The organism is Phyllobacterium sp. GQ127 (genome assembly GCF_059758635.1).
In genome coordinates, this window is record NZ_JCAXDZ010000004.1 from 414,905 (window position 1) to 441,005 (window position 26,101).

At 57.0% G+C, this 26,101-nt stretch carries 25 protein-coding genes and 1 pseudogene; 10 read left to right on the forward strand and 16 right to left on the reverse strand.

Annotated elements, in window-relative coordinates; genetic code table 11:
* Positions 1 to 37: 37 nt before the first annotated feature.
* From AC6CHM_RS17605 to AC6CHM_RS17625, 5 genes are all read left to right on the forward strand, one after another.
* Positions 38 to 1,108 (forward strand): BMP family ABC transporter substrate-binding protein, encoded by a 1,071-nt coding sequence (locus tag AC6CHM_RS17605; protein WP_498173869.1) that lies wholly within the window; start codon positions 38 to 40, stop codon positions 1,106 to 1,108.
* Positions 1,109 to 1,130: 22 nt separating this feature from the next.
* A complete protein-coding gene (locus AC6CHM_RS17610) occupies positions 1,131 to 2,690 on the forward strand; it encodes an ABC transporter ATP-binding protein (RefSeq protein ID WP_498173870.1) in 1,560 nt (519 codons plus the stop codon).
* Entirely contained in the window at positions 2,687 to 3,733 is a 1,047-nt protein-coding gene (locus AC6CHM_RS17615; protein ID WP_498173871.1) for an ABC transporter permease, read from the forward strand. The genes AC6CHM_RS17610 and AC6CHM_RS17615 overlap by 4 nt, the downstream gene beginning before the upstream one ends.
* On the forward strand, positions 3,718 to 4,611 hold the full coding sequence (locus AC6CHM_RS17620) for an ABC transporter permease subunit (protein ID WP_115055690.1): 894 nt from the start codon (positions 3,718 to 3,720) through the stop codon (positions 4,609 to 4,611). The genes AC6CHM_RS17615 and AC6CHM_RS17620 overlap by 16 nt, the downstream gene beginning before the upstream one ends.
* Before the next feature lie 63 nt (positions 4,612 to 4,674).
* Positions 4,675 to 6,186: an amidohydrolase family protein gene (locus AC6CHM_RS17625; protein ID WP_498173872.1), complete on the forward strand. Its 1,512-nt coding sequence runs from the start codon at positions 4,675 to 4,677 to the stop codon at positions 6,184 to 6,186.
* Between the two features lie 278 nt (positions 6,187 to 6,464).
* Here the strand turns inward: AC6CHM_RS17625 and AC6CHM_RS17630 are convergent, their stop codons facing one another.
* The 11 genes from AC6CHM_RS17630 to AC6CHM_RS17680 form a co-directional block, all read right to left on the reverse strand.
* Entirely contained in the window at positions 6,465 to 6,887 is a 423-nt protein-coding gene (locus AC6CHM_RS17630) for a VOC family protein (RefSeq protein ID WP_336441744.1), read from the reverse strand.
* A 27-nt stretch (positions 6,888 to 6,914) separates the two neighbouring features.
* Positions 6,915 to 7,058 carry a hypothetical protein gene (locus AC6CHM_RS17635; RefSeq protein ID WP_336441743.1) on the reverse strand — a complete coding sequence of 48 codons (144 nt, stop codon included), beginning with the start codon at positions 7,056 to 7,058 and terminating at the stop codon, positions 6,915 to 6,917.
* Between the two features lie 418 nt (positions 7,059 to 7,476).
* Positions 7,477 to 7,875, reverse strand: coding sequence for a response regulator (locus AC6CHM_RS17640; protein WP_336441742.1), 399 nt, complete (start codon positions 7,873 to 7,875; stop codon positions 7,477 to 7,479).
* Positions 7,876 to 7,945: 70 nt separating this feature from the next.
* Positions 7,946 to 8,998 carry a sensor histidine kinase gene (locus AC6CHM_RS17645; RefSeq protein ID WP_498173873.1) on the reverse strand — a complete coding sequence of 351 codons (1,053 nt, stop codon included), beginning with the start codon at positions 8,996 to 8,998 and terminating at the stop codon, positions 7,946 to 7,948.
* Between the two features lie 467 nt (positions 8,999 to 9,465).
* Positions 9,466 to 11,064: an MFS transporter gene (locus tag AC6CHM_RS17650; RefSeq protein WP_498173874.1), complete on the reverse strand. Its 1,599-nt coding sequence runs from the start codon at positions 11,062 to 11,064 to the stop codon at positions 9,466 to 9,468.
* Entirely contained in the window at positions 11,061 to 11,504 is a 444-nt protein-coding gene (locus AC6CHM_RS17655; protein ID WP_498173875.1) for a DoxX family protein, read from the reverse strand. Before AC6CHM_RS17655 ends, AC6CHM_RS17650 begins: the two co-directional genes overlap by 4 nt.
* A gap of 173 nt (positions 11,505 to 11,677) precedes the next feature.
* Positions 11,678 to 13,660 carry an amidohydrolase gene (locus AC6CHM_RS17660; protein ID WP_498173876.1) on the reverse strand — a complete coding sequence of 661 codons (1,983 nt, stop codon included), beginning with the start codon at positions 13,658 to 13,660 and terminating at the stop codon, positions 11,678 to 11,680.
* The gene (locus AC6CHM_RS17665; protein WP_115053966.1) at positions 13,660 to 13,947 is read right to left on the reverse strand and encodes a XapX domain-containing protein; all 288 of its coding nucleotides are present in this window, start codon (positions 13,945 to 13,947) and stop codon (positions 13,660 to 13,662) included. Before AC6CHM_RS17665 ends, AC6CHM_RS17660 begins: the two co-directional genes overlap by 1 nt.
* A gap of 61 nt (positions 13,948 to 14,008) precedes the next feature.
* Positions 14,009 to 14,698, reverse strand: coding sequence for an isochorismatase family protein (locus tag AC6CHM_RS17670; RefSeq protein WP_115053967.1), 690 nt, complete (start codon positions 14,696 to 14,698; stop codon positions 14,009 to 14,011).
* A gap of 698 nt (positions 14,699 to 15,396) precedes the next feature.
* Positions 15,397 to 16,338, reverse strand: coding sequence for a LysR family transcriptional regulator (locus AC6CHM_RS17675; protein ID WP_115053968.1), 942 nt, complete (start codon positions 16,336 to 16,338; stop codon positions 15,397 to 15,399).
* A 175-nt stretch (positions 16,339 to 16,513) separates the two neighbouring features.
* Positions 16,514 to 17,446, reverse strand: a complete 933-nt coding sequence (locus tag AC6CHM_RS17680) for a VOC family protein (RefSeq protein ID WP_498173877.1) — start codon at positions 17,444 to 17,446, stop codon at positions 16,514 to 16,516.
* A gap of 120 nt (positions 17,447 to 17,566) precedes the next feature.
* Here AC6CHM_RS17680 and AC6CHM_RS17685 point away from each other — a divergent pair, with 120 nt between their 5' ends.
* Entirely contained in the window at positions 17,567 to 18,466 is a 900-nt protein-coding gene (locus AC6CHM_RS17685; RefSeq protein ID WP_336441734.1) for a LysR family transcriptional regulator, read from the forward strand.
* Here AC6CHM_RS17685 and AC6CHM_RS17690 read toward each other — a convergent pair.
* A pseudogene (locus AC6CHM_RS17690) lies at positions 18,453 to 18,808 on the reverse strand (gamma-glutamylcyclotransferase); the annotation flags it as partial. The gene AC6CHM_RS17685 and the pseudogene AC6CHM_RS17690 overlap by 14 nt on opposite strands.
* Positions 18,809 to 19,051: 243 nt before the next feature.
* On the opposite strand from AC6CHM_RS17690, the gene AC6CHM_RS17695 reads away from it, so the two are divergent.
* Entirely contained in the window at positions 19,052 to 19,237 is a 186-nt protein-coding gene (locus tag AC6CHM_RS17695; protein ID WP_498173878.1) for a hypothetical protein, read from the forward strand.
* On the forward strand, positions 19,234 to 19,638 hold the full coding sequence (locus AC6CHM_RS17700; protein WP_498173879.1) for a hypothetical protein: 405 nt from the start codon (positions 19,234 to 19,236) through the stop codon (positions 19,636 to 19,638). Before AC6CHM_RS17695 ends, AC6CHM_RS17700 begins: the two co-directional genes overlap by 4 nt.
* A gap of 441 nt (positions 19,639 to 20,079) precedes the next feature.
* On the opposite strand, the gene AC6CHM_RS17705 is transcribed toward AC6CHM_RS17700, so the two are convergent.
* Positions 20,080 to 20,979 carry a LysR family transcriptional regulator gene (locus tag AC6CHM_RS17705; RefSeq protein ID WP_498173880.1) on the reverse strand — a complete coding sequence of 300 codons (900 nt, stop codon included), beginning with the start codon at positions 20,977 to 20,979 and terminating at the stop codon, positions 20,080 to 20,082.
* A 254-nt stretch (positions 20,980 to 21,233) separates the two neighbouring features.
* Between AC6CHM_RS17705 and AC6CHM_RS17710 the strand changes: the two genes are divergently transcribed.
* Positions 21,234 to 22,115, forward strand: a complete 882-nt coding sequence (locus AC6CHM_RS17710; RefSeq protein WP_498173881.1) for an NmrA family NAD(P)-binding protein — start codon at positions 21,234 to 21,236, stop codon at positions 22,113 to 22,115.
* A gap of 322 nt (positions 22,116 to 22,437) precedes the next feature.
* Here AC6CHM_RS17710 and AC6CHM_RS17715 read toward each other — a convergent pair whose 3' ends face one another.
* The 3 genes from AC6CHM_RS17715 to AC6CHM_RS17725 all read right to left on the reverse strand — a co-directional run bounded on the left by AC6CHM_RS17715 (position 22,438) and on the right by AC6CHM_RS17725 (position 25,464).
* The gene (locus AC6CHM_RS17715; RefSeq protein ID WP_498173882.1) at positions 22,438 to 22,836 is read right to left on the reverse strand and encodes a hypothetical protein; all 399 of its coding nucleotides are present in this window, start codon (positions 22,834 to 22,836) and stop codon (positions 22,438 to 22,440) included.
* 31 nt (positions 22,837 to 22,867) lie between these two features.
* A complete protein-coding gene (locus tag AC6CHM_RS17720; protein WP_498173883.1) occupies positions 22,868 to 24,475 on the reverse strand; it encodes a GMC family oxidoreductase in 1,608 nt (535 codons plus the stop codon).
* 191 nt (positions 24,476 to 24,666) lie between these two features.
* Positions 24,667 to 25,464, reverse strand: coding sequence for an alpha/beta fold hydrolase (locus tag AC6CHM_RS17725; protein ID WP_498173884.1), 798 nt, complete (start codon positions 25,462 to 25,464; stop codon positions 24,667 to 24,669).
* 144 nt (positions 25,465 to 25,608) lie between these two features.
* Between AC6CHM_RS17725 and AC6CHM_RS17730 the strand changes: the two genes are divergently transcribed.
* Positions 25,609 to 26,076 carry a MarR family winged helix-turn-helix transcriptional regulator gene (locus tag AC6CHM_RS17730; protein WP_498173885.1) on the forward strand — a complete coding sequence of 156 codons (468 nt, stop codon included), beginning with the start codon at positions 25,609 to 25,611 and terminating at the stop codon, positions 26,074 to 26,076.
* Positions 26,077 to 26,101: the final 25 nt, after the last annotated feature.

Genomic DNA, 26,101 nt, shown 5'->3' on the forward strand with positions numbered 1-26,101 from the left:
TGCTGATATACAACCTCCAGAGCAAGGAAATGGGAACATGACCAACAAGACTTCAAATGAAATGAATATGTTGCATAGGCCGGTCGGTCGCCGCACATTCCTCAAGGCCTCGGCCGGATTGGCCGCCATGACAATCGCAGGTGGCCGACTGACAACGGACGCGCGCGCTGCGGGCGGCCTTGTCGCGCTGGTTCACACGCAGGCAGCGGGTGATGCCGGTCCCGTGGACTCGATGATCGCCAGGCTCACACAACTTTCCAAAGAGCTGGGGTTCCAATATCGCGCCGTATACGCTCAAGACCCGGCGACCTATGAGACCATTTTCCGTACTCTCGGCGATGCTGGCGCGGCAGTGATCGTTTCGACCTTCAACGAGGTAGCAGAACCCTTCAAAGCGCTCGCCCCTTCTTACCCCGATACCAAGTGGATTCAACTTTTCGCTGATCCCTTCGAGCCAGCAATCCCCAATGTCGTGACGGTGTCCTATGATTACTATCTCGGCTGTTATCTCTCCGGCATTTTTGCTGCGCGCGTGAGCAAGTCGGGCAAGCTTGGTTTCATCGGAGGCGTGTCCATTCCGCCAATCAATGCCGACTATAATGCATTCAAGGCAGGTGCCTTGTCCGTGCGTCCGGATGCATCCGTCAAAATCGCGTTCGCAGGATCTTTTCAAGACCCGGCAAAAGGTCAGGAGATCGCGACACAGATGTATTCAAGTGGCATTGACTTCATCCAGACTGATGCTGCAGCAACAGATTTCGGTATCATTGCCGCAGCAAAAGAGACGGAAGGCCGTCTGGTGAGCGTCCTTGATCCCGCTCAATTCCCGCAAGGTCCAAAATCCGTAATTTCAATCGTCGGCCTCGACTTCGGAACCTCGCTCTATAACGAGGTAAAGAAGGCATTTGGCAGCGAATTTGCTGGCGGAACCCATGAGCATACCGGTTTGGGAACAGGCGTTATCGACTTCATCCCGTCGCCACTCTTCGCCGAACAGGGGCCAGCTGACATTGTTGCCAGGGCAAAGGAAGTGGAGCCAGAGATTGCAGCGGCACGAGCAGCAATTCTTAACGGATCATTGAAGGTTCCGTTCAATACAAAGCTGTGAACTTCGACTGGATCAAGCCGCGATGACAAAACTTAGCCCCCCAATATTTGAATGCCGCGACGTGACCGTTCGCTACGGTCATGTCCTCGCGCTCTCTAATGTCGGAGCCGTTTTTGAACGTGGCATGATCCACGCGGTGGTCGGCCAGAATGGTGCGGGCAAGACGACGTTTGCCCGCGTCCTGGCCGGTCTGGTTCGCCCTGCATCGGGTGAGATCAAGGTCGACGGTCGCCCGCTTGCAGGCGGCAACGTCAGGGATGCCCGGCGTTCGGGTGTTGAACTCGTCCACCAGAGCTTCGCGCTACCCCCCTCTTTCACGGTCGCCGAAGCAATGCAGTTTGGCGCGGAAGGCGGAAGATTCTTTACAAAGGAAAAACTTGAAAAGCGGTGGCAGCTCCACCTCGACGCGCTCGACGTGAAGGTGAGTGCGAGGCAGCGCATTCGCGACCTACCAGTCGAGACCCAGCAAGGGGTTGAAATCGCAAGAGCTCTCGTTTCGGACGCAAAGCTGCTCATCCTGGATGAACCCACAGCGGTTCTTTCTCCTGAAGGTGCCGAGAAACTTTTCGAACGAGTGAGGCGTCTCAAGGAGCGCGGCGTGACCGTGATCCTTATCTTGCACAAAATTCGAGAAGTTCTGGCAATTGCAGATACCGTCACGGTTCTGCGTGGCGGTAAGCTCGTTGATGGGCCTCTTGCCAGCAATGGGATTGATGCGAACCGGCTGGCAGAGCTTATTATCGGGCCAGCTGCTGCCCGCAATCTCAATCCGGAAGCCAAGGCCGCTTTGACCGGAACAACGCTGCTCCCGCATACCGAAAGGCAAGCGGACATCACTGCGGCGCCGGTCCTCAAGTTGCGTAACGTTTCCACGCGACCCGACCCCGAAGGTCCTGCGCTCGACGGGATCACCCTCGACATCCGTCCCGGAGAAATTATCGGTGTTGCGGGCATTGAGGGAAATGGACAAAGGACACTGGTGCGCGCAATTTCGGCATTGGCGAATATCGTCAACGGTGAGATTTCCATCGACAGCACGAATGTGACCGACACCCCGCTCGCGGCAAGACGCGCGATCGGGCTGCGCGTCATTCCCTTTGAGCGGAATGTTGAAGGACTTAGCATGACCAGTTCCCTTTGGGAAAATTGGTCCGCACGAAGTCTTCTTCAGACACCGCTTTTATCCACTATCAGCCCCTCTGCTATTCGCAAGCAATGCGATAGCGCCTTGAAGCAATGGGATGTCCGTTATTCCGATGTGAGACAGCGCGCTGGTTCCCTTTCGGGAGGAAACGCCCAGAAGGTAATCCTATCGCGCGAGATGGATGAAGATGCCCGTCTTATTCTTGCAGCGCAGCCCACCCGTGGTCTGGATATCGGCGCGACCTCTTTTGTATGGGACTCGATGCGCAATGCGCGAGCACGCGGTTGTGGTTTATTGTTCATCTCGTCGGATCTAGACGAAATCTTCGATATTTCGGACCGTATCATTGTCATGCTGTCCGGGCGCATCGTCGCCGAATTCCGCCCCCCCTATGATCTTGCCGCAGTCGGCGCAGCCATGACAGGAGTGCTGAGATGATCGATCGGCTCGTAACCGTTTTCCGTGCGCTGATCTTCATCATGCTGGGTCTTGCGCTTTGCGGCATCATCTTTCAGGCCGCTGGCTATTCTGCTCCCTTGATGTTTCAGTCTATCGCGGATGGCGCCTTCCTCAGACCAGGCGCACTGCAACAGATACTTCGCTGGGGGCTCCCGCTGTTTATCACCGCTGTGGGTGTAGCCGTCTCCTTTCGAGCGGGCTATTTCAATATCGGTGCTCAGGGCCAGTTCTACATGGGAGCCATTGCAGCCGCTTTCATGGCGGAATGGCTCAATGGCGCATCGGCACCTGTCCTTGTCACGGCCTGCTTCCTTGCGGGCATGACAGGCGGTGCACTCTGGGCACTTTGGCCAGGACTTCTGCGGCTGAAATCAGGTGCTGACGAAGTGATAACTACCCTGATGGGAAATTTTATCGCAGGTCTCGTCCTGCTCTATGTCACCGCCGGGCCTCTTAAAGATCCATCAGGAACCGGACAGCAGGCATCAAGCCGTCCACTTGCGGGTGCCTACCGGATCAGCGACTCGCTCGGACTGTCTCCAATGATCATCATCATCGCCGTTATTGTCGGCCTTGCGATGTGGTTTCTGGTTAATCGGACCGCCTTCGGGATAGTTTCCGGCCTTGCTGGTCGAAATCCGACAATGGTCGAGTGGCAAGGCGCGCGGACATGGCGCATAGGACTTGCAAGTTTTCTCCTCAGCGGTGCGCTTGCCGGTCTTGCAGGAACCATCGAATTCATGGGGCCAAATGGACGGCTGACCGGTGGTTTCCTACCCGGTCATGGCTTCACCGCGATTCTGATCGCTCTCGTTGCCAACTTCTCGGTTGTCGGCACGGCCTTCGTGGCACTTTTCTTTGGCGGGCTTGCGTCTGCCGCTCTCTACCTGCCCATCATGGCTGGCCTACCCTCTTCGGCAATCGACATTATCAACGCAGCCATCGCTCTTTTCATCACCGCAAAATCCAGTACCGTCGACCGGATAGCGAAAATTGGAGGACGGATATGGAAGACTTCGTAATCGCTATTCTGCGCTCAGGCACTCCTTTGATTTACGTAACACTTGCCGGTGTGATTGCTCAACGAACAGGTGTCTGGCATCTGGGCCTTGAAGGTCTGATGATTGCAGGTGCCTGCACAACCATTCTTGGCATTGTGCTCACACAATCGATCTGGCTTGCCCTTCTGGGCGCAATTATCGTCTGCGTGCTTGGATCAATCCTGTTCTGGTTTGTAGTGGAAAAGCTCAAGGCCAACCAGATTATCGCGGGGTTGGGGCTGACCGGTTTGGGGCTGGGTGGCACTGCACTCGCCGTGCAATCCATATTCGGCACGCAGGCGGCTGTAAGCGCACCATTTGGCCTGCCCCGCATCGGTTCCGCTTTTGGATCATTCGGCTCCTTGTCTATCCTTGTTTTGATCATGCCTGCAATCGTCTTTGCAATGTGGGTTATATTGCGCCGGACTCGTTTCGGCCTGCGCTTGGCTGCTGCTGGCGAGCACCCTTTCGCTGCGCGCAGTGTCGGCGTCAACCCGGCTGTCATGCGCCTCATTGCATTGATGGTTGGCGGCGTGCTTTGTGCGCTGGCGGGTGCTGAACTTGCTGCGGGAAGCCTTCAGATATTTGCCCAAAACATGACGGCCGGTCGTGGCTTCATGGGGTTTGCTGCGGTCATATTCGGGGCCGGACATCCCATCGGCGCGACTCTGGCGGCCATGTTCTTTGCCATTGTCGGCGCTCTCGGCATCAGGGCTCAGCTGGCTTTCGGCGATCGTGTCCCCCACGACCTGCTGCTCGCTTTGCCCTATTTGGCCACTGTTCTCGGCATCTGGCTCAGCACGCACCTGCGCGGAGGTACCAAAGCTGCCAGCGGCTTCGGTGAGCTACGCGATCAATAGACACCAGCCTCGCGTCGCTCCACTTCGGAACCGGTGCGACGGCACGACGAACAGGACACGCCTATGCTTCAGACGCTGATCAAGAATGCCACCCTGTTGACGATGTGTCCTCAGAACGGAACCAAGCCGTTCGAAGGCGATATTCTGATAGAGGACGGGCGCATTGCTGCTATCGGCCAAAATCTCGCCGCCCAACCGAGTGCCACCCTTATCGACGGCCAAAGCCGTCTCATCATGCCGGGCCTCATCAATGCGCATACCCATTCAAGCGAAACGTTTTTTCGCGGGCGATATGAAGGCATGCCATTGGAAATCTGGTTGCTCTACGCCTACCCATTATTGATGGGCCCCGTCATTAATGAAAGGCTGCTTTATCTGCGCAGCCTTCTTCTTGCCATGGACTCGTTGCGCAATGGCGTCACAACGATTTGCGACGATTTTTTTGATCCGCCGGTACATGATCTCTCACGGCTATCAACGGTATTCAGGGCCTATGACGATGCGGGTATTCGCGCCAATGTGTCCAGCGCCGCCATGAACGTACACACATTGGATGCCTTGCCCTTCGCCCGCGAGATCATGCCGCGCCATCTGCAGGAAAAGCTTGATTTTGGCCCGCCCATGTCAGCCGAGGCCTATATCGATTATTGTCGTTCCGCATTTTCCTCATTGCATGGCAAGGCCGGTCGGCTCAACTTCATGATCGCACCTTCGGCGCCGCAACGCTGCACTCCGGATTTGCTGCAGGCTTGCCATGCGCTGGCTGTGGAGATGGGCGTTCCGCTGCATACACATATCTTGGAAACCAAGACACAGGCCGTAACTGGACATCAAATTTACGGCAAGAGCCTGATCGGCTATATGCGTGATCTCGGCGTCCTGTCGCGCAATACCACAATCGCCCATTCTGTTTGGGTGAGTGAGAGCGACATGGAAATGATGGGCAATGCCGGATGTTCAATTGCCCATAATGCCATTTCCAACCAAAAACTGGGGGCGGGGATTGCTCCCATTCGCCACCTGATGAATGCGGGCGTAACCATTGGTCTTGGAACCGATGGCGTTTCGTCGAATGACACCGCTCGCGTCTTCGACGTCATGCGGGTGGCCGGACTGATCCACAGCGTCTCCGGCCCGGATCACGATCAGTGGATTCGAGCTGACGAGATACTCACCATGGCGACGATCGGCGGAGCACGCAGTGCCATGCTGGAAAATGTGACTGGTTCACTCGAAATTGGCAAAGCCGCCGATCTGTTGATCCTTGACCTCACAACTCTCAGCTTCACGCCTCTCAACGACATCGCCAAGCATCTCGTCTACGCAGAAAATGGCTCTTCCATTGAAACGGTCATGGTCGCAGGACAGATTGTTTTCAATGCAGGCAAGTTGCAACTGATTGATGAGGCTGCGATACTGGCCGAGATCCGCGAACTTGTCCCGGCGCATCTCGCCGCACATGCTGAACTCGAGACACGCAACGCAGTTTTCCACACCACTATGGCCGAAATTCATCGACGCGCCACGTCTACGGATATAGGTATGGACCGCTATGCAGGAGGTACTGGAGTGTGAGGGACTGTCGCGATTGTCGACGACAGCTGCCCCGCCTCCATGCACGGCTAAACGGTAATTACTTTGACAACTGCCAGCAAGCCCCATTGGTGGCGCACCGACCAGAAGGCAAACTTGAGGGTGTCGCTGCCTATGCGTTCGACAGGCGCCAATGCAGATCGGCTTTGGGAGATGGCTCTCAACATGGTCGGAGGAACCATGGGTCCTTACACAGACCACTGACGAAATGGAATTTTCGCCAGTGGTCATCACACCGGGGGACCCATGTCGCTTGGCAGTTAATCGTAAGACTCTGCTCTTGACGCTCCGTTGATCTCGATGACATTCAAGTCGGGGTCACGCAGATAGAGTTGCGGGAAACCGGTCAGGCCGAAGCGAAAGATCAGCAGACAACGCGGATCGTCCTGGGGCAGGTCCTCGCGGAAACCCAATCGCATTAGTCGCTGGATGGCGCCGTCGAAATCATCTGTGCGGAATGCGAAATGCCAGTCGTTGCGATCGATAGAAGGGTTCTTTCGGAATGTGCCTTCGGGATACTCGACAAGATGGACCTGCAGATCGCCGCAGGCCAGCCAGGCACCGCTTATGGAGAAATTCGGCCGCGCGATTTCGGTCAGGCCGAACGCGTCGCGATAAAACGGTAGTGATTGACCAAGGTCGGCGGTGATGATCGATACATGATGCAAAGCAAGCAAAGACATGGCTGCCCCCCAACGGTACTGCAACGCCTACAGTACCAGAAGCACAGCGCGCATTCCATAGAGAGGTGCTAGCACCTCGAGCCTGGTGGTGCCGCTCGTAGCGGAAGGAAGAAGCCCCTCCAGCGTCCCCGTCACCCGGCGCTTGTCCTGCCGATGTTTTCCCGCTCGCATAAAGAAAGGCGTCCTCAAAATGCTTTTTGTTTTCGAGGCTGCGTCCAGTCAGATTGAGGGCTTCCGTTTCGATATCGGCAACCTCAAGTAATCTTTCTCCCGAATTATCCATTTACGGTCGCCCATTGAAACGTCGAAACGGCCACGCTCGACCTCACGAATGGCGTATCGTTCAAACCTGTGGTTGATGGGCGCGTCAGCAAATCTGTCTGTAGTACAGAAACGATGCTCGCCACGCCGGCCAGTGCGGAGCTTGCGAGAAGGAGAACCACAAGCGCCTGGGCCGGTGACGAAGGCAACGCTGCGACCCTTCTCTTTGCGGAGAATTCGTGTGCGATCACCCGGATGTTGCCCACGGGGAGCCGTCGCCGCGCTATCGCTGCTCGGTAGGTGATATGGTGAAGCCTAACAGGCAGGCTCAAGCAGTAGGCGGTGTATGAAGAACGTCGTCGCTGGAAAGCAGGCGGGCCATAGCGTCCGCGATCACATGGTCGTCATAAGGCTTCGAGAAAAACCTGCTGCCAAAAGGCAGACTGCTTTCCTCGAGAATGGCTGCACCGGATGCGACTATCAGCTTCACAGGCGGCCATCGGTCCCGGATGCAGTGGGATAGTTTGATTCCGTCCATCGTCCCCGGCATCTGTACATCTGTGAACACCAGATCGATGTCATCTCGTGCCTCAAGAATGCGGATTGCCTCGTCCGCATCGGATGCTTCAAGCGCCTCGTAACCCGCCGAGAGCACTATGTCCACCGCACCCATTCGGATCATCGCGCTGTCTTCGACAATCAGGACGACCGCTTTGCCGTTTTTCATCGTTCACTCGAAATGTGAGGGTGGGCCCCAAGGCCGGGAATCGTTAACGGTATGCAGCGCAACTTCGTTCCTATGCTGCTGTAGAAATGTCGGGCAGGAGACCTGCGGTGTCCCGATGGCGAATTGTTACGACAGTGCCGGGAGCTGCATCGCTCACCTCTATTACACCGCCGAGGTTTTTGACGAGAGCTTCGATAATACCCGTTCCAAGTCCAGCCTTAGGTGCACCAGCGCCCACCCGCATGCCGATACCGTTATCAGCAATGGAAAGTGTCCAGCCCTTGCCTGACGACCGATAGTTGATCTCGATCAGGCCAGTTCGATCATCGGGAAAGGCGTGTTTGAGAGCATTGATCACAAGCTCGGTGACGATTAGCCCAAAGCTCACAGATACGTCAGCCTCGACGGCACTGTCATCGACCATCACTTGGATCGATAGCCGGTCAGGGTCTGCGATCATTGAAGCACCAAGACTTAGGGCTAGCTGCGTGAAATACGCATGCAGTTCCACGTTGCCGCCGGGTGAGGATGAAAGCTGGCGTTGCAGGGCAGCGATCGACATGACCCGGCTGTGGGCATTGTGGAGATGGCCGCGCGCTTCCTCCGACTGAACACGACGCGCGCTCTGCATCAGTACGCTCGCGATAATCTGGAGACTATTCGCTACCCTGTGCTGGACCTCCTGAAGCAGGATGGCCTTATCACGTACCAGATTGTCTTTCAGCCTCGCTTCCGCCCGCATGTCAGTCACGTCGGTTACGGCCAGAAGCAAGCGAATATGATCGAGGTCCCCATCATCCAGCGTTCGGGCGTTGACCACCAAGTATCGGACTTCCTGATCGGGCCGATTGAGCTCGATTTCGTAGGCTTCTATGTTCGCACTTCCAGAAGCCGTGGCTTTGAGAAGCGAGGCAAGCGTGGGCATCGCCCATTCCCCATCCCCAAGTTCGCTGAGCAATGTACCAGGAACCGTCACAGGGTTGATCCCAAAGGCCCGGCAGAAAGACGCACTCGCCGCTATCACCTTGAGGTCATCGGACAGGAACAGCAACGGTTCGTTGGATGACACGACAACGGCAAGCGTGCTCGCCGCCTCGAAGTGCACAATCGGCGTCTCGGACATGATTTGGCCCTCAGGGACCGAAGACTCGCGGAGCAAGTCATTACTCGGCAGCAATGCCGATCTGCCTCGAAGGGCGCGGTCGACCCGTGCATTGTAACACGCTTTGTATTCGCTCGTTCCATTTATATTAAGGTGACATCAAATGCGTGCCGCAATCGATGTTTCTTGAAAAACGACCACTGACACTACCATTCATTCGCCGTCAGTCAGAAACAACCTGACATGCCCAGAGAATGTGTCGGAAATCCAACGGTGACAAACCGTTGCAACTTAACCCTGCCAGCGATGACATCTCAAGGAGATGCGACCCAGTGGCCTTGCCGTTGCGTGGCGCAGCGATGGTACCGCGCAGTGTGGCCATACCGTCCAGCGAAACCCGCCTGATAACAATTGCATCAATAGTTCGACTTTACTGCGCTAAACGGCATAATGGAAAGGACGGCTGAAGCCGCCCTGCCCTTGATTATTTACGCCACCCCTGGCCGATTGATCGTCAGGAAATGACGAACAACCGGTTTGGCCGGACCAACATGGTAGGTCAGAACCTTTCCCTGCAGATCGGCATCGGCGTTGGAAACCCGCTTGTGCTGGCGAAGGTGTTCAGCCCAGGATTCCACCATGAACCACTCGACGATCTTTTCCGGATCCGCGGAGTCTTCGGTCACACCCCACCCATAGGCACCATCGCGGCGGCGTTCGCGAGAAAGGTGGTCGAGAGCACGCAGGAAGGCAGAACGATGCTCTTTCTCGACCTTGTACTCGATGAGGATCAGGACAGGACCGCGGTCATGGGCGACAGGCTCGGCGACCAGCGGTTCCGGCCAGTGGTTGGACGGCACCATGTCGGCGTCACCAGCCGGGAGCTTTACGCGGTGCATGATGAGCCCCGCGACGAGCAAGCCAGCTGCACCGATAAGCAATGTCGTCTGAATGCCAACGGCCTCGCCCACAGCACCCCAGCCGAGGCTGCCTGCCGTCATGGCTCCGTTGAATACGGTCAGATAGACAGCAAGACCGCGCCCACGCACCCAGTTGGGAAGAACAGCCTGGGCTGCCCCATTAAACGTCGTCAGGGCGGTGATCCAAGCACCACCGAGAAATAGAAGAGCGATAATGGCGACGATCTTCGGCGGGGAGAGCGACAGGACACCCATGACGACTGCGGTGATCATCGCTGCGCCAAGAAGCAGACCATCCGAGCTCAGGTTTTCGCGCAGCTTCGGCATGACCAACGCTCCACCGATCGCACCAGCACCGACCGCACCAAGCAGAATACCGTAGAAGCTGGCATCGCCACCCAGCAATTGGCGGGCAACGAGAGGAAGAAGAGCCCATACTGCACTGGCAAAAGCGAAGAAGATCGCGGCCCTCAGAAGGATGACATGTAGCGGGCGGCTGGACCGGGTGTAACGTAGCCCGGCTCGGAATGCGCCGAAAAAGTTTTCCTGCAACGCATCGTTGGCATTCTTGGCGCGCGGCCACCAGACCAGCGCAGCGATCACGAAGATATAACTTGCGACGTCTGCGCCATAGGTAATACCCGCACCGAAGGCTGCGAGAAGCAGGCCGCCGCCGGCGGGGCCAATCGAGCGAGCAATATTGATGCCGAGCGAGTTGAGTGCCACTGCGCTTTTCACGTCCTCACGCTTGACCAGTTCCGGCACGATCGCCTGCCAGGTCGGCCCCATGAGCGCCGCGCCGATGCCCCCGAGGAATGTAAGACCGATCAGGGCACTGACAGAGAGCATTCCGGTCTGGGACAGAACCATCAGCGAGATACTGACGGAGGCCAGCAGCAGCTGGACCGCAATCAGGAACTTGCGTCGATCGAGAATGTCGGTGAGAACGCCTGCAGGTATCGCTAGAAGAAAGATCGGCAATGTTCCGGCCGCCTGAACCATGGCGACCGCGCCAGGCGATGCCGAGAGATCCGTCATCAGCCAGGAGCTGGCGACGTCGCGCATGAAGCTTCCGGTATTGCCGAGAACCGTTGCAATCCACAGAACCGCGAAGACGGGCTGTGCGAGAGGAGCAAAGGTGCCCCCAGATGATTTCGTGGTGCTCATTTGCCCGCTCCCTTTGCAAGGTCAACCGCTGCAACGAAGATGAATGCACCGGCCAGACCGATGTGTTCGAAGAAGGCGTTCGTCGCCATCATACGGTCCATACCGGGCGCGATTTCCCAGAAACGAAGAGCGATGAGCGTTGCGAGAAGCGTAAAGCCTGCAAGCGCGAGGGCGCCTGCCCAGCGCAGGAAGCCCGAGACCACCATCGCTGAGGCCATGAGCTCGAACGCGATGACGGTAACCGCAAAGAAGGCGGCAGGGCGGAGACCAAAATGATCCATCTCGGCAAGCGCGCCATTGAAATCAAAGATCTTGGTGAGTGGACCCTGGATGTAGGCAGCGCAAAGAGCAAGTAGCGATACCCTTCTCGTAATGGGAGAGCCAACGACACGTGCCAGTCCACTCAGGGCTGAATTCGATATATGGGATTGGTAGGTCATATCTTCTCCTTTATGGTCGCTGAGGTGATCGAGCGGCCGTGTTTGATGGAGCGATATTGGCCGGTGATCGCTCTGGCAACAATTGCAGCAATAGTTTCGATTTAATTGCCAATATTGCAATTATGGGATCGCGATCGCTTGGGCGAACAGAGGCCGCCCAAGCGAGGACAGGATCAGACTGCCCAGCAAGAGCAGCCAAGAGCGCCGAAGAAACCCTTGAGGTCGGCGATCGGCAGTTTCGAGGTCCAGGCTCCCGCATGGTCGTGACCATGCACGCCGCAATCGCTGGCGCAGCCACAGGTTGAGATCGCCGTGCGCCGTAGAGATCGCGCGCCAGCACCTTCCGGCTCGCCCCATGCAGCATACCCACCGAACTTGCGCACCGGTGACCAGTCCGGCATCGCCGGCGGCACGTCATTCTCGTCGAGCGTTTTGAAGTCACCCGCGCCATAGACGATCTTGCCGCCGACCATGGTCAGCTCCGATACCAGGAACGAGATCTCGTCCTCGGCGCAGGAGAAGAAGTCCTTATCGGGAACGACAAGGTCAGCGAACTGGCCTTTCTCGATGCGACCTTTCTTGCCTTCTTCGTTCGAAAACCAAGTGACTTTTTCAGTCCACATGCGCAGAGCCGTCTCGCGATCAAGGCAGTTGGCACGCGGGTAGAGCTGCATGCCGCCAACGGTCTTGCCCGTGACCATCCATGAGAGCGACACCCACGGATTATAGGAAGCGACGCGGGTGGCGTCCGTGCCGGCGGAAACGTTGACGCCCTTGTCCAGCATCTTGCGGATCGGTGGGGTGGCTTCGGCTACGCCGTGTCCGTAACGCTCGGCGAAATACTCGCCCTGATAGGCCATGCGATGCTGGGTGGCGATGCCACCGCCAAGCGCTGCGATACGGTCGATAGAGCGATCAGAAATCGTCTCCGCATGGTCAAAGAACCAGTTCAGGCCTTCCAGCGGTATATCCTTGTTGACCTTTTCAAAGACATCCAGCGCACGGGTGATCGTCTCGTCATAGGTAGCGTGCAGGCGCCATGGCCAACGGTTTTCTGCCAGAACCCGCACCACCTCTTCCAACTCTCCCTCCATTTCCGGGGCCATTTCCGGCCTCGGTTGGCGGAAGTCCTCGAAATCGGCTGCGGAAAAGACCAGCATTTCGCCCGCGCCATTGTGGCGGAAGTAATCATTTCCCTGCTTGTATTTGACCGAAGACGTCCATTTGAGAAAGTCCTCTTTCTCTTCCTTTGGCTTTTGCGTGAAGAGATTGTAGGCGAGACGAACCGTCATCTGGTTTTCGTCGGAGAGTTTCTGGATCACCTCATAATCATCAGGATAATTCTGGAAGCCACCACCTGCATCGATGACACCGGTCACACCAAGCCTGTTCAGCTCGCGCATGAAGTGGCGGGTGGAATTGACTTGATAATCGAGAGGCAGCTTCGGACCCTTGGCGAGCGTCGAATAGAGGATGCCGGCGTTCGGCTTGGCGAGCAGCAGGCCGGTCGGATTGCCATTGGCATCGCGGGTGATTTCGCCACCAGGCGGGTTCGGCGTGTCGCGGGTGTAGCCAACGGCACGCAGGGCCGCGCCGTTGAGGAGCGCTCGGTCATAAAGGTGCAGGAGGAACACTGGGGTATCTGGCGCGACCGTATTGATTTCCTCAATGGTCGGCAGACGCTTCTCCGCAAACTGGTGTTCAGTGAAGCCGCCGACGACACGCACCCATTGCGGGGCGGGCGTAACCGCCACCTGCCGTTTCAGCATGTCCATCGCATCGGCCAGCGAGCGAACGCCATCCCACCGTAGTTCCATGTTGAAGTTTAACCCGCCGCGCACGACATGAGTATGATTGTCGATCAAGCCAGGCAGGACGCGCTTGCCCTTCAGGTTCACGATCTTCGTATCCGGACCTTCGAGTGCCAAGATCTCAGCATCGGTGGCGACTTCCATGAACAGACCGTCCTTGATGGCCACCGCTGTCGCGCTCGGATTGGTACGGTCAAGGGTCGTGAAGCGACCGTTATGGAGGATCAGGTCGGGATGCATGGTGTCTACTCCGGTTTTTTTGGGATCGGCAGCATTGGCCGTTGAGAAGAGGCTCGAGAACGCCAGGCTCGACGCCCCTCCGAGAAAGGTCCGACGCGTCGTCATCAGCTCTCCTCCTCTACCCGGGGTTCTGCGTTGTGGGCAACATCATGACGGGCCCCACCCTTGGGGAGGTGCCCAAACATATGCGGCTTGACCTGATTGAGCCAAGAGACCGCAGCAGGCTCCTTACTCCAGAGCGTCTTCGCCAGCGGGACGATCTGTTCGCCGACGAGGATGCCAAGTAGCCCGACAAGCGCGATCACCGGCGGAGCCGGAGAGCGTACGTTGAGAAGGCTGTAGACGATGCCGACCAGAAGACCAGCGCCAAGAGATAGAAGATAGATTTTCATGAGAGTCACCCTCGTTAAAACGGACAACCGCTCCGATGATCACCGGAGCGGTCGATTTGGCTTACTTCGCGGGGTTCGGGCCGATGCGGTTGCCATGGCCAACGCGTTCGGCACCACCATGGACGTGCGTGATCGCGTAATCGATTCCCATGCCGTAAGCGCCGGAATGCTCTTTCACCAGTGTGGTGACCGCATCGTAGGTTTCCTTGCGAGCCCAGTCGCGCTGCCATTCGAGCAAAACCTGCTGCCAGGTGACGGGTATGACGCCAGCCTGCACCATGCGGTCCATTGCATATTTGTGCGCATCGGAAGACGTGCCGCCGGAAGCATCGGCGACCATGTAGATCTCGTACTCCGGGACGTCATGCAGTGCAGAGAGTGCAAAAGTCGTGTTGCAGACTTCTGTCCATAGACCGGAGACGACAATCTTCTTGCGGCCGTTGGCAGCATTTTTTGCCAGCGCATCGCGTACGTTCTGATCATCCCAGGAGTTCATCGAGGTGCGTTCAAGGATGTCATTCTGCGGATAGACTGCCAAAAGTTCGGGGAAGGTGTTGCCGGAGAAGCTTTCGGTCTCGACGGTGGTGATCGTGGTTGGCACGTTGAAAATCCTGGCAGCCTTGGCCAAGCCGACAACGTTGTTTTTCAGCGTCTGGCGGTCGATCGACTGGACGCCGAAGGCCATCTGCGGCTGCTGATCGATGAAAATGAGCTGGCTGTTGGCGGGGGTCAGGACTTCAAGCTTGGACATGGTAATTCCTCTTCGGTTGTTTTGGACCGCGAATGCGGCCGGTTATGAAATGAGCAGGACCTGTCGGACGAACGCCATGTCCTGGGACACGACTTGTAAGACCCGAGGGCTTCCGTTCAATCGCTGCCTCGGCTGCTGAAAGGAAACGTAGCGTGACTTGCCCCCCTGCGGAATTGCAATATTAATTGCGAATGAATTGCCTTTATCGCAATAATTGCTCTGCGGTCCGGCTGGCCTGTGAACGTCACACGGGGTTGCGCTACGCGACCGCCCGTTCCGAAAATTTCTGAAGGAAGCTTCATTCGGGGAGGACGTCTTGAAATAGCTCCCGGTGTCCATGGGCACGCTGTTCGTCGTGAATCGATTTGGTTGGAACTGGCTTTGCGCGAGACAGCAGCCGGCCGTTGAGCCGTGTGTATTCCCCGCAATGCCTGCCAGTCTGCCGTTGACGAACGATGCGACCAGATAGTGAATACGCCTTCGGCGCAAAGGCTCCATACCGAGTTCACATCGTCTTTTATTTGCTTTCAACAACCGTTGTTCCAAATTGCAGGTGTTTACACGATCCCGAGCCGATACAGCCGACTCCCAAACGGGATAAAGCTATCATACAGGCCGTGCCGTCAGACGAGGGCTTACATCAGTTGCGGGGAATACCTTCAAAGGATTGATTGGAGAAGCCCGTAGTTGTGGAGTCACTATCCATGAATATGGATAAAGCTGTCAGGACGGGGCGGTGCATCGTCGTAGGCAGAAAACACGCCCGCGACCCAGTCTGCAAAGACCTGATACTTAACACTCGGAAACCGGCCCGCCGGCCTGACTATGTGAACAGGATAACGTGGTGGCGCCCAATCGTTCATGATAGGGACCAGGGCGCCACGAGCAATATGTGGTCGTGCCAGGAATTCAAATGTCTGTCCAATACCCAGTCCTGCTAATATTCCATGCAAATGCGCGGTCGCATCACTGGTGGAGAGCTTGATGGGGCTGTAGATTTCTAACTTCTCGTTACCATTCATTAGTCGGACGGGTGCAGCTTTCAAGCTGCGTGCGAAAAAGTACTGAACGAAAATATGATCACGCTGCAGATCCGATGGCGAAGCTGGCACGCCGTATTTTTCGAGGTATGACGGGGTGGCACAGGTCACTATCTCGACGCTGCATAGTTTCTTCGCAACGAGAGATGCGCTGGGTAGATCGCCGGCACGTATTACGCAATCTATTCCCTCCTCAACAATGTCGGCCTGACGTTCTGTTACACCAAGATGCAACTCGATCTCTGGATAGAGGGCGTAAAACTCTGGCAACCGAGGGATCAGAACGGTATTGGCGAAGGTCCCTCCTATATCAACCCGAAGTTTCCCCCTGGTGGCCAGGCGCCCACGGGTCGCCTCGTTGTTCATTTCATCGAAATCGGCGATCAGGCGGATGGCGCGCTCGTAATAAGCAAGGCCCTCAGGTGTCACGGCAAGTGAACGCGTCGTTCGTTCTAGCAGTTTCAGACTCAAGCTTGCCTCAAGATCCTGAACAAGCTTACTCACGGAGGACCGCGGCGCACCCATCGTATCTGCGGCCTTTGCAAAGGATCCGGCCTCGACGACGCGCACAAAGGCCCTGATTGCTCCCAATTGATCCATTGGCATCTCTCCCTCGAAATCTATATGTACGATGTTTTGGGGCTCAGTTATCGATTGTTGGACAGGACACAGGGCGTAGTCGAATGTCTGAGAATCTTAGTTGCAAAAGCGTCATGGCGCCGCCTGGACAGATATATGGCGTCCCGAATTTGAGACGCCCTGTTCAATGGTATTGTCAGGCCGCCAGTGGTTCGAGATTTGCCTGGATCTGGTCCCGAAATTCCTCATATCGGCTGGGCAGCTTAAGCACCTCGCCCAGATGTGCTGTGTCCTCGTCCCGGTTAAACCCCGGCTCGTTCGTGGCAATCTCAAACAGCACGCCACCCGGCGTCCTGAAGTAGATTGCCCAGAAATAATCGCGGTCAATGACTGGCGTAACCTGATAACCGGTGTCCATCAGTGCCTTGCGAACTTCGAGCTGCTTTTCGCGGTTCTCTACGGCAAAGGCTATATGGTGGACCGAACCGGCGCCCTGACGGGCAAACGGCGTTTTCGGCAGCGCTGCGACATCAATCGTGTCAGCGCCGTTTCCATTGGGAATGATAAAGCGGGTCACGTCACCCTCCTTCCCGGCGCGTTGATAGCCCATGAAGCCCAGAAGCTCTTCTGTCGCGGCGGTATCGTGCAGGCTAAACCGGGCGCCAGCAAATCCGAGGATAGCTGCATCGCTCGGAATGCCGTCCGCCAGCCATGGCGCGCGGTTATCATCGGCAGATTCAATCAGCGCCAGGCTGTCCCCGTCCGGACCCTTGAAATGAAGTCTGTTGGCGCCAAAGACGGTTTCAGTTTTCAAGCCATCGACACCGTGCGCGGTAAACCGATCCTGCCAGAACCTCAATGCCCCCTTTGGCACGGAGAACTGCGTTTCCCCGACCTCGCCAACACCGGGACGACCCAGCATCATGTTAGGGAACGGGAAGTACGTCATGACGGTGCCTGCGGAGCCGTTCTGGTCGCCGTAGTAAAGGTGGTAGACGTTCGGGTCGTCGAAGTTGACGGTCTGCTTGACGCGGCGCAGGCCCAGCGTGTCAGTGAAGAAGCGATTGTTCTGACGCGCATTCGAAGCCATGGAGGTTACGTGATGCAGTCCCTTGATATCCTTGATCATGTCCTTGCCTTTCAAAGTCGCCGTTAGTGTTTGGCTGTTGACGAATATCTAGGCCGATTGATCACGCCCGAGAATTGCAATATTCGTTTCGAGTGCGTTGCTCTTTTTGAAACAATCCCAATGAACGATTACAAAGCTCTGCGAACCTTCCTCCTTGCAGCCGAAAAGCGAAACTTCGCTCAGGTTGCCCGCGAACTGGACATGACGCCCGCAGCCGTCACGCGTGCCATTGCCGCGCTCGAGGCGGAACTTGGGGTGCAACTCTTCGTGCGGACGACGCGCCAGGTCTCCCTAACCACAGACGGCGCGATCTTCGCCGCACAGATCCAGCCAGCGGTAAAGACGCTCGAAGAGGCGCGCCGCGATGTGATGAACGCCCACAAGGCCGACGAAGGGCGTCTCAGGATCAGTGCGCCGACGTGGTTCGGCAAGGCGGTGCTGCCACCGATCCTCTCCGGCTTCAAAGAGCGGTACCCGAAGATGGGCTTTGAGATCTCACTGTCCGACGGACTGGTGAATATCGTCGATGACGACTACGATCTGGCAATCCGCATCTCAATTCAGCCGTCGGACAAGTTCACGATATGGAGAAAAATCCGCGTCGTACCGCGCATTCTGGTTGCCGCACCGGGAAGTCGGTTTGTCGACATGCAGCATCCAAATGAGCTGACACCAGACGATTGCCTCGCCTATAGCGGCGAAAGTCGGCGAGAGAACTGGGTGCTTTCGGACGGCGGCTTGAGCATGACGATATCGGCAGGGCGTGCCTTCAGCGCCAACAATGGCGAGGTCCTGGCCGACATGGCAGCGGATGGCGCAGGCGTTGCCATGCTGCCGAACTTTCATGTCTCGGAGCATTTGCGCACCGGGCGCCTCGTACATGTGTTCAAGGGGTGGGCACCGCCCGACTTGTGGTTGACCCTTTATTATCCGCCTTATCAGGCACTGCCTCCGCGGATTGCTTCATTCTCGAAATTCTTCGAAGAACAGGTTGCGGCTCGCATGGTCATGTTGGACTGACAGGCATCGGTTGATCGAGGCCTGTGGCATATCGTTCGTTACGTGGCATTGCCCGCTGCCTTGCGGTGGCCAGTTTCTGTAGCTCTCAAAGATTTCTGTCAAAGATCTTTCATTTTTTCCATCTAGAACGGCCCTATGCAAATACTTTGCACGGAGCCGGCCGGTCCACCTGCCTGGGCGATCAACGCTGCCTCATCAAGAGGGATATTGTGCGTGAGTTGCGACGCGTTTGGGGTGGCCCAGAACGTGAGTGAGCGGCATTCCTGTCGGTGTCCTGACCGAAACCTATCGGACCATGTCACACACGTCGGCATAGCGGATCTCGCGCGCCAGAAGCGTGCGAGGGCGCGGCGCCGACCGCGCATCCAGCGAAGCCAGCCACTCGGCGCTCATTTCCATCGCGCCCAGCAGCACCTATAAGTGTACCGCCGCGCCTCGACGGTTTCAAGATTCCACCAAGGCTGCTTTCGGCTCCAACGGACGTGACAATGCACTTTCCTTTTGCTCAAATGTCGGAATGGAAAATGGTTGTAATCGATAAGAAACTTACGGTGCCCTTCACCTATACTGCGACGGATTACGAATTTGACGGACCTATACCTGCACTCGATGCGCTCTTTTGGATCGATTGCTGTTGCCGAAAACGGTGAGTTTCTTGGTGAACTCGAAGGTGTTTTGGAACGCCTTGAAGGCGCCAAGAGTGATCCCACAACAATGAATTTCTGGCGCAGGCACCATCACCGCGCGATTCACTGGGGACGCGGACAGTGATCTGGTTTGATGCCTCCTTGGAGAGCCCGGCCGATGATGGCCTCCTGCAGCGTTGCATAGCGACCATGCTCAACTTCTCCACCGAGAGCGTGAACGTTGTCCACAGTATCAGCGAAATTAAGGATGCACCCGTCACGTGCATCGTTGAAGCTCATTCTCCGCACAAGTACTCGCAACTGATTACTCTCTACATCTTTGAACCTTTGCCACGCCCTGATGTTCCTGAGGCAGCCGCTTATTTAGCGCGGACGCTCGATAGAGCTTTGCTCTTGGCCAACGATGAAACAGCAAATCCATATTCATTCGTTCATGTCTCCAATACCGGCCGACGCTCGGTTGTCTTGGTAGACCCGGACGAATTGGACGAAAATGACCGCTATGTCATTCAGGAACCCGGCTAATCGTGGTCGTACCGAGCTAACGTTGCCTCAACTTAAGTGTCACAACGGTTTAGAAGTTGTGGCCTTACAGAGTGTTCTCGGCTAGCCATGTGCTTTCAACACGCGCACGCTTTCCGGTTTAGCTCCGGGTCAGAGCTGAACCACGTATTGGTCATCTCCTTTAAGACCATCTTCACTGAGCGTGTCGCCGGAAAAGCACGCACGCACGCCAAGTGTTCCCGCGTTTACCGAAAGTCGCGGAGCGGTGAGCTCGTAATCCATCATGCCAGCCAGCACAAGTTGACCGGTGGGACAATCGAAATGTGTCTCGACAACGTGTTGGCACTTTAGACCTTGAGTTCGTTGTCGATGAACGACATGCTGTTGCGTCCCATTTTGCCTGTGCAGGATCGATGCCAAGGTCACGGCCGAACGCCGGATAAAGTTGATCAATGCCCTACGCTACGTCGCCGCAGTTCGTTGAACAAAATCCAGAAAAGCCCGCACCTTGGCAGGCGGCATGTGGCGTGACGGATGATAGGCGTAAAGCGGAAACTGCTCGCCGGACCATTCCGTCAAGATCGTCGTGAGCGCCCCGCTCTCAAGCCACTCGTCGAGACCGATGGCAAAGCTCTGGAATATGCCTTGCCCCGCGAGACAGGCCGCGACGGCAGCGGAGGGATCGTCCATGACCAACCGCCCCGCCGCCTTGATCTCGATGGCACCGTTGTCCCCCTGGAATTCCCAGGTGAACGGCCGTCCGGTCTGCGGGTCGCGAAACAGGATGCAATCGTGGTGCATCAGGTCGTGGGGCGTCGCTGGAACTCCGTGGCGGGCAAGATAGCCTGGGGCGGCACAGGTCAGCACCGGTACGTCCAGCAGTTTGCGCGCGATCAGTGACGATTCGTCCGGCGGACCGAAACGCACGGCGACATCCGCGCCGCTCATCATCTCTTCGCGATAGTTGCTGGTGGTCAGATCAAGCGTCAGAGCGGGATAGCGCGCCAGAAATTCACTGATCCTCGGCGCCAGCACCATGCGCGCGAACCAGGGATCGATCGAAACCCTTAGCCGCCCGCCGACGAATGCCGCCGAACCGGCGGCTTCGGAGGCCGCCTCCTCCAGCCCGGCAAGCAACGGCATTATCTTTGCATGAAAGCGGGCGCCTTCTTCCGTTAGCGTGACTTCGCGCGGATTGCGGTCGAACAATCTAACGCCGACGCGTTGTTCGAGCCGCGCTACCGCACGACTGACTCCCGATGGCGTGAGGCCGAGAACATCCGCAGCTCGCACGAAATTGCCCGCTTCCATCACTGCCCCGAAAACGCCGACCCCGGTCAGCAGCCGCGTGTCGAAACTCATGCCTTCTCTCCGTCGCAAGGTCGCTCTTTGCCGACCGTCTTATCATGATGATTTAAAGTCATCTTATCTTTGATTTTAATGCGCGTGAATCATCTTTCTGCATCCCGTAGATATTCCTCAACGCTCGGCTGGCGCAGCGGCCTGCCGGAACCGCGGAAGTCTTAGGCCTTGCAGAGCTCTACGGCACATTTGAGCGCCGCCTCTACGACGGCGTCGCCTGATCCATCCCCGACCCCAACACCAGGAGACATATCATGTATGCGATTACAGGAATTACCGGCAAGGTCGGCGGCGCGCTGGCGAAAGCCCTGATAGGAGCCGGAGAACCGGTCCGTGCGGTGCTGCGCGATCCTGCCAAGGCGGAAATCTGGCGCAAGCGCGGTTGCGAGATCGCCTTTGCCGACATGGGCGACGCGACGCAGCTTGCCGCCGCGTTCAAGGGCGCCAAGGGCATCTTCATCCTGCCGCCGTCGGAATTCGATCCAGCGCCCGGCTATCCGGAAGCGGCGAAGCAGAATGAGGTGCTTACAACCGCTCTCCTTGCTGCCCGCCCGAAAAGGGTTGTTTGCCTCTCCACCATCGGCGCCGATGCAGAAGTGGACAATCTGTTGAGCCAGCGGACGATGCTGGAAGAAGCCCTCAGCGAGCTTGATCTTCCCGTCACCTTCCTGCGACCCGGCTGGTTCATGGAAAATGCGGCCTGGGACGTGGCCTCGGCCCGCGACGAAGGCGTGCTGCACAGCTTCCTCCAGCCTGCCGACAAGACCTTCGCCATGGTGGCGACGCAGGATATCGGCCAGCTTGCCGCAGATCTTATTCGCGAGCAATGGATCGGCAAGCGCGTGGTAGAGCTGGAAGGTCCGGCACGGGTCTCGCCCAACGATCTCGCCAATGCCTTCGCATCGGTGCTCGGGCATCCAGTGCGGGTGGAGATCGTTCCGCGGGAAAGCTGGGAGGGCCTGTTCCGTGCTCAGGGTTCGCGTAACCCGCAGCCGCGCACGCGTATGCTCGACGGCTTCAACGAAGGCTGGATCGACTTCAAGGCCGAGGGCGGAAATCGTGCCAGGGGCACGACGTCACTTGAGCAGGTAATCGAAGCGTTGGTCCGGCAGGCGGCCGCGAACAGGACCGCTTAGGCTCGCGAGAAAACGGGCGGCGGACGGCTTCTGCTTCCGCCGCCGCCTACCCCCGCAACTTGATAGAAACGATCATGGAAGCGATCGAAACTCACGGTGTCGCTATCCCCGGCCAGACTGGGGACATTCCGGATGCCGGGCGATGCCGCCCAACCGGTGGTCGAAAGCGGATTTGAAGTCGGCTCTCTCCTCAAAATATTGTCTTGCGCTGTAGACCTTTACACGAACGAACAGATTGCAGCGGCGCTGGGGAGCATCTCAAGACCAAATAATCGAAGAGCCTTGACGATAACTCGAAGACGATCACCGCGATCGCAGCGACTTAGTGTGGGATGCTAGTCTCGGGCAGGAATTGCATTATCTGGCTAGCCACCGCCCGTTCCTCGTCAGTTCGAAAAACGAGCACTTTTATCTTGGATGAAGGGGCACTAATATCCTCTTCACCCCACCAGTTGCGCTGCGCATCTATTTTAATGCCCAGCCAATCTGCTGCCTCCCCGATCTTCTCGCGAATTAAAGGAGAATTTTCCCCGATACCTGCACAAAAAACCAAAGTATCCAGCCCTCGCAAAGCAGCAGTCATCGCACCCATTCCACGTGCGATTGTATAAACGAACAAATCGACTGCTTCTTGTGCAAAGGCATCTTGTGAGTCTAACAGTGTTAGCATGTCGCCAGAAATTCCCGACACGCCAAACAGCCCAGATCGGTTTCCCAACAAATCCGTGACTGCGAGATCGATTGAGCAAACCCTAGTAATTTCCCAGGAAATGCACCTTTCGGATCAAATCGGATACCCTCTCTCCAATAACCACGCACGGCGCCATCGTGTTGCCGGTGGTAATCCGCGGCATGATCGAGGCGTCCGCGATGCGAAGGCCTTCGATGCCGTAGACCTTGAGCTCGTTGTCGACCACCGACATGGCGTCGCGTCCCATCTTGGCGGTGCAGGATTGATGCCAATAGGTGACGGCCGAGCGACGGATAAAATCGATCATGCCTGATCTGTTTCGCTGACCGGGAGCGGCTTCGCCTGTCACCAAAGGTCTGAAGCCATCGCTGTTTCCGAGTTCGCGGCACAATTCGACTGCGGCTAACGCTGCTGCCATGTCTTCTGGCTCACTGAGTGAGTTCGGTTCGATCAGGACGGGATCGTTTATGTCGGGACCAGAGAGCCTCAAACGGCCGCGGCTTTTCGGCTGTGCGAGACCATTGAACATCGTCCAGCCGTGCTCCGGTGTTTCAAGACCGGCCTCAGGCGGCGACGGAACGGCGAACTCCAACTGGCACTGGAGGATATCAGGCTGGGACAGACGTGCGTCACTCTTCCAGTAGAGATTTGCCTCGCAACCGCTCCCGCCGATGGCTTCCGGTTTTCGGTAAGCCCAGGTGCAGCCGAAGGCGAGATGATCCTGATGATTGCGACCAACCCCCGGCAGGTGTTGCACGACTGGAATGCCGTGAGAATGGAGTTCGTCTTCCGGGCCGATACCGGACTGCATTAGGACTTTCGGCGTGTTGATCGCTCCAAGTGACAACACCGTTTCACAATGCGCCATGAACTGACGTCGCCGACCATCGATCAGAGCTTCAACACCTCTCACCCGCTTACCCTCGAAGATGAGACGCGTAACCAGCGCCTCCGTTATCACCGTCAAGTTTGAGCGCGACAGCAGCGGACGAACGTATGATTCAAACACCGTTTCCCGCTTGCCCTCCCTGATACGCAGTTCAGCAATCGATGCGCCGCCAACGGCCTCCATCATTTCGCCATTTGTTGAATCGAAGACCGGAATGCCCATCGCTGACGCGGCGCTCAAAAGCGCTTGCGCCACTGGCTGCGGCGACGCAGGCTGCGATACATGGGCGGGCCCGCCGGTTCCGCGACGAGATGGGTCCGGCACGCCTTGCCAGTTTTCGATCCGGCGATAGTAGCCAAGGATCGATTGATAGCCCCAGGCCTCATCCCGGGCTTCGGCCGCAAAGTGGTTCCAGTCTTCCTTGTGTCCCCTGGCCCATACCATGACGTTGATGCTCGAACCACCACCAAGCCCTTTGCCCATGCTCAAAGGAAGTCGGCGGCCATCCAGGCCAGCCGCTGGCTGTCCGACAAAGCCCCAGTCCCGATTTGATCCAAGATTGAGTGGCCATTGCGCAGGGTTCGATACGGTCTCGGATTCATCATCTCCGCCCGCTTCAATCAGCAGAACGGTCGCGTTTCCATTCTCCGCCAGCCGCGCCGCGACAACCGAGCCGCTGGAGCCGGCGCCGCAGACGATGAAATCGTAGACGTCACCGACCGCGTCATGTGGGTGCAACGTGGTATCGGGTGCATTTTTATCATGGCTATGTCGTTTCACGTGAGATCCTCTGTGAATTGTTTCAGGTAAATTTGGGGGAGTCCTGGACGCTAAGACGAGGAAATGTTTACGGATCTGGGTCAAGGATCCGACGTCCTACCGTTATTTCGCATCGGGCCTGCCGATCTGTTTAACGGGTTTGTCTCGACGCTATCGGGAAGGTCTCGACCGTCCCGATAGCGCGAAGTCGATCATTGCTTTTTCGCCGACGCGGCCTTGGCAGCCTTATCAATGGTCTCGGCGATGACTGCCGGCTGCGTCAAGAACAGGGCGTGGCTTGCCGACACCTTGGTGATCTTGGCCTTGATGCGCTCAGCCATGTGGATCAACATGGCCTGATCGAAGGCCTTGTCTTCAGTAGCAATGACGGCCCAGCTGGGCTTGGTACGCCAAGCGGCATTTTCGAGCTTGGTGCCGAACGCCGACATGTTGATCGGAACCTGCGCGTCCCTCATGAAGGCAACATCGGCGTCGCTGACGTCATGTGCGAACCCTGCCTTGAACTTTTCCGGGCTGACATAGCCAAAACCATCCTTTGTGGTCTCAATTACGAATTCAGAAGCAGGCGCAAAGCCTTCATATTGCTGAGCCGTCGTCTCGCCGGCATCGGGGGAGAGAGCGGAGACGTAGACGAGGCCCGCAACCTTCTCATCAATGCCAGCCTCCGTGATGACCGTGCCACCCCAGGAATGACCGACGAGAATAACCGGACCATCCTGACGCTCGAGCGCACGCTTGGTGGCGGCGACATCGTCTGCAAGCGACGTCAACGGGTTCTGGACGATGGTGACGCGATAACCGCGTTTCGTCAGGTTGTCGTAAACACCCTTCCAGCCGGAACCGTCAGCAAACGCGCCGTGAACCAGAACGACGTTTCTTACGGATTGATCTTTAACAATAATGTCGGCGGCATCCGCCGCCGGTAGCGCAACCGACAGTGAGGCTGCAGCTGCGATTGCCGAAATGGTCGTGATGGACTTGCGTGTCATGGCCTTCTCCTCGTTGTAATTGCGATAATTGTTATCGCGATATCTATTAGATTTCACATCTTGATCTGCACGTCAACATAATTCTTATCGCAATATTGGTTTTCGTGATAAATTCGATTATATGAACGTCTTCAGGAGTTCAAAATGACCAAACGCCATAACGATCCCCCGCCTCTGCGCGACCAACTTTGCTATGCGATCTACACCGCCGGCATCGCCGTTCAGCGCGCTTACAAGCCGCTTCTCGACGAGCTTGGGCTAACATATCCGCAGTATCTCGTCCTGAACGTTCTCTGGACGGAAGACGAACAAACCGTGGTTTCTATCGCCGACCGACTAGCTCTTGAGTCCAGCACGTTGACACCGCTTCTGAAACGCCTGGAAGCCGCCGGGCTCGTGCGTCGGACGCGCAACGCTAGCAACGAGCGTCAGGTTCTGGTGGCGCTGACAGATCTGGGTCGTGCCTTGCAGCATAAGGCAGGCTGCCTCAGCGACACCTTGCTTGCAGCCTCGGCCCAGACACCAGCGGAACTCGCTGCCTTGAACCGCGACGTGCGGCATCTTCGTAACGCGATCTACTCCCAGATCGGCGGGTGGGACGCACCCGCCTGACTTGGACCGCGGTAGATGGCCTAAA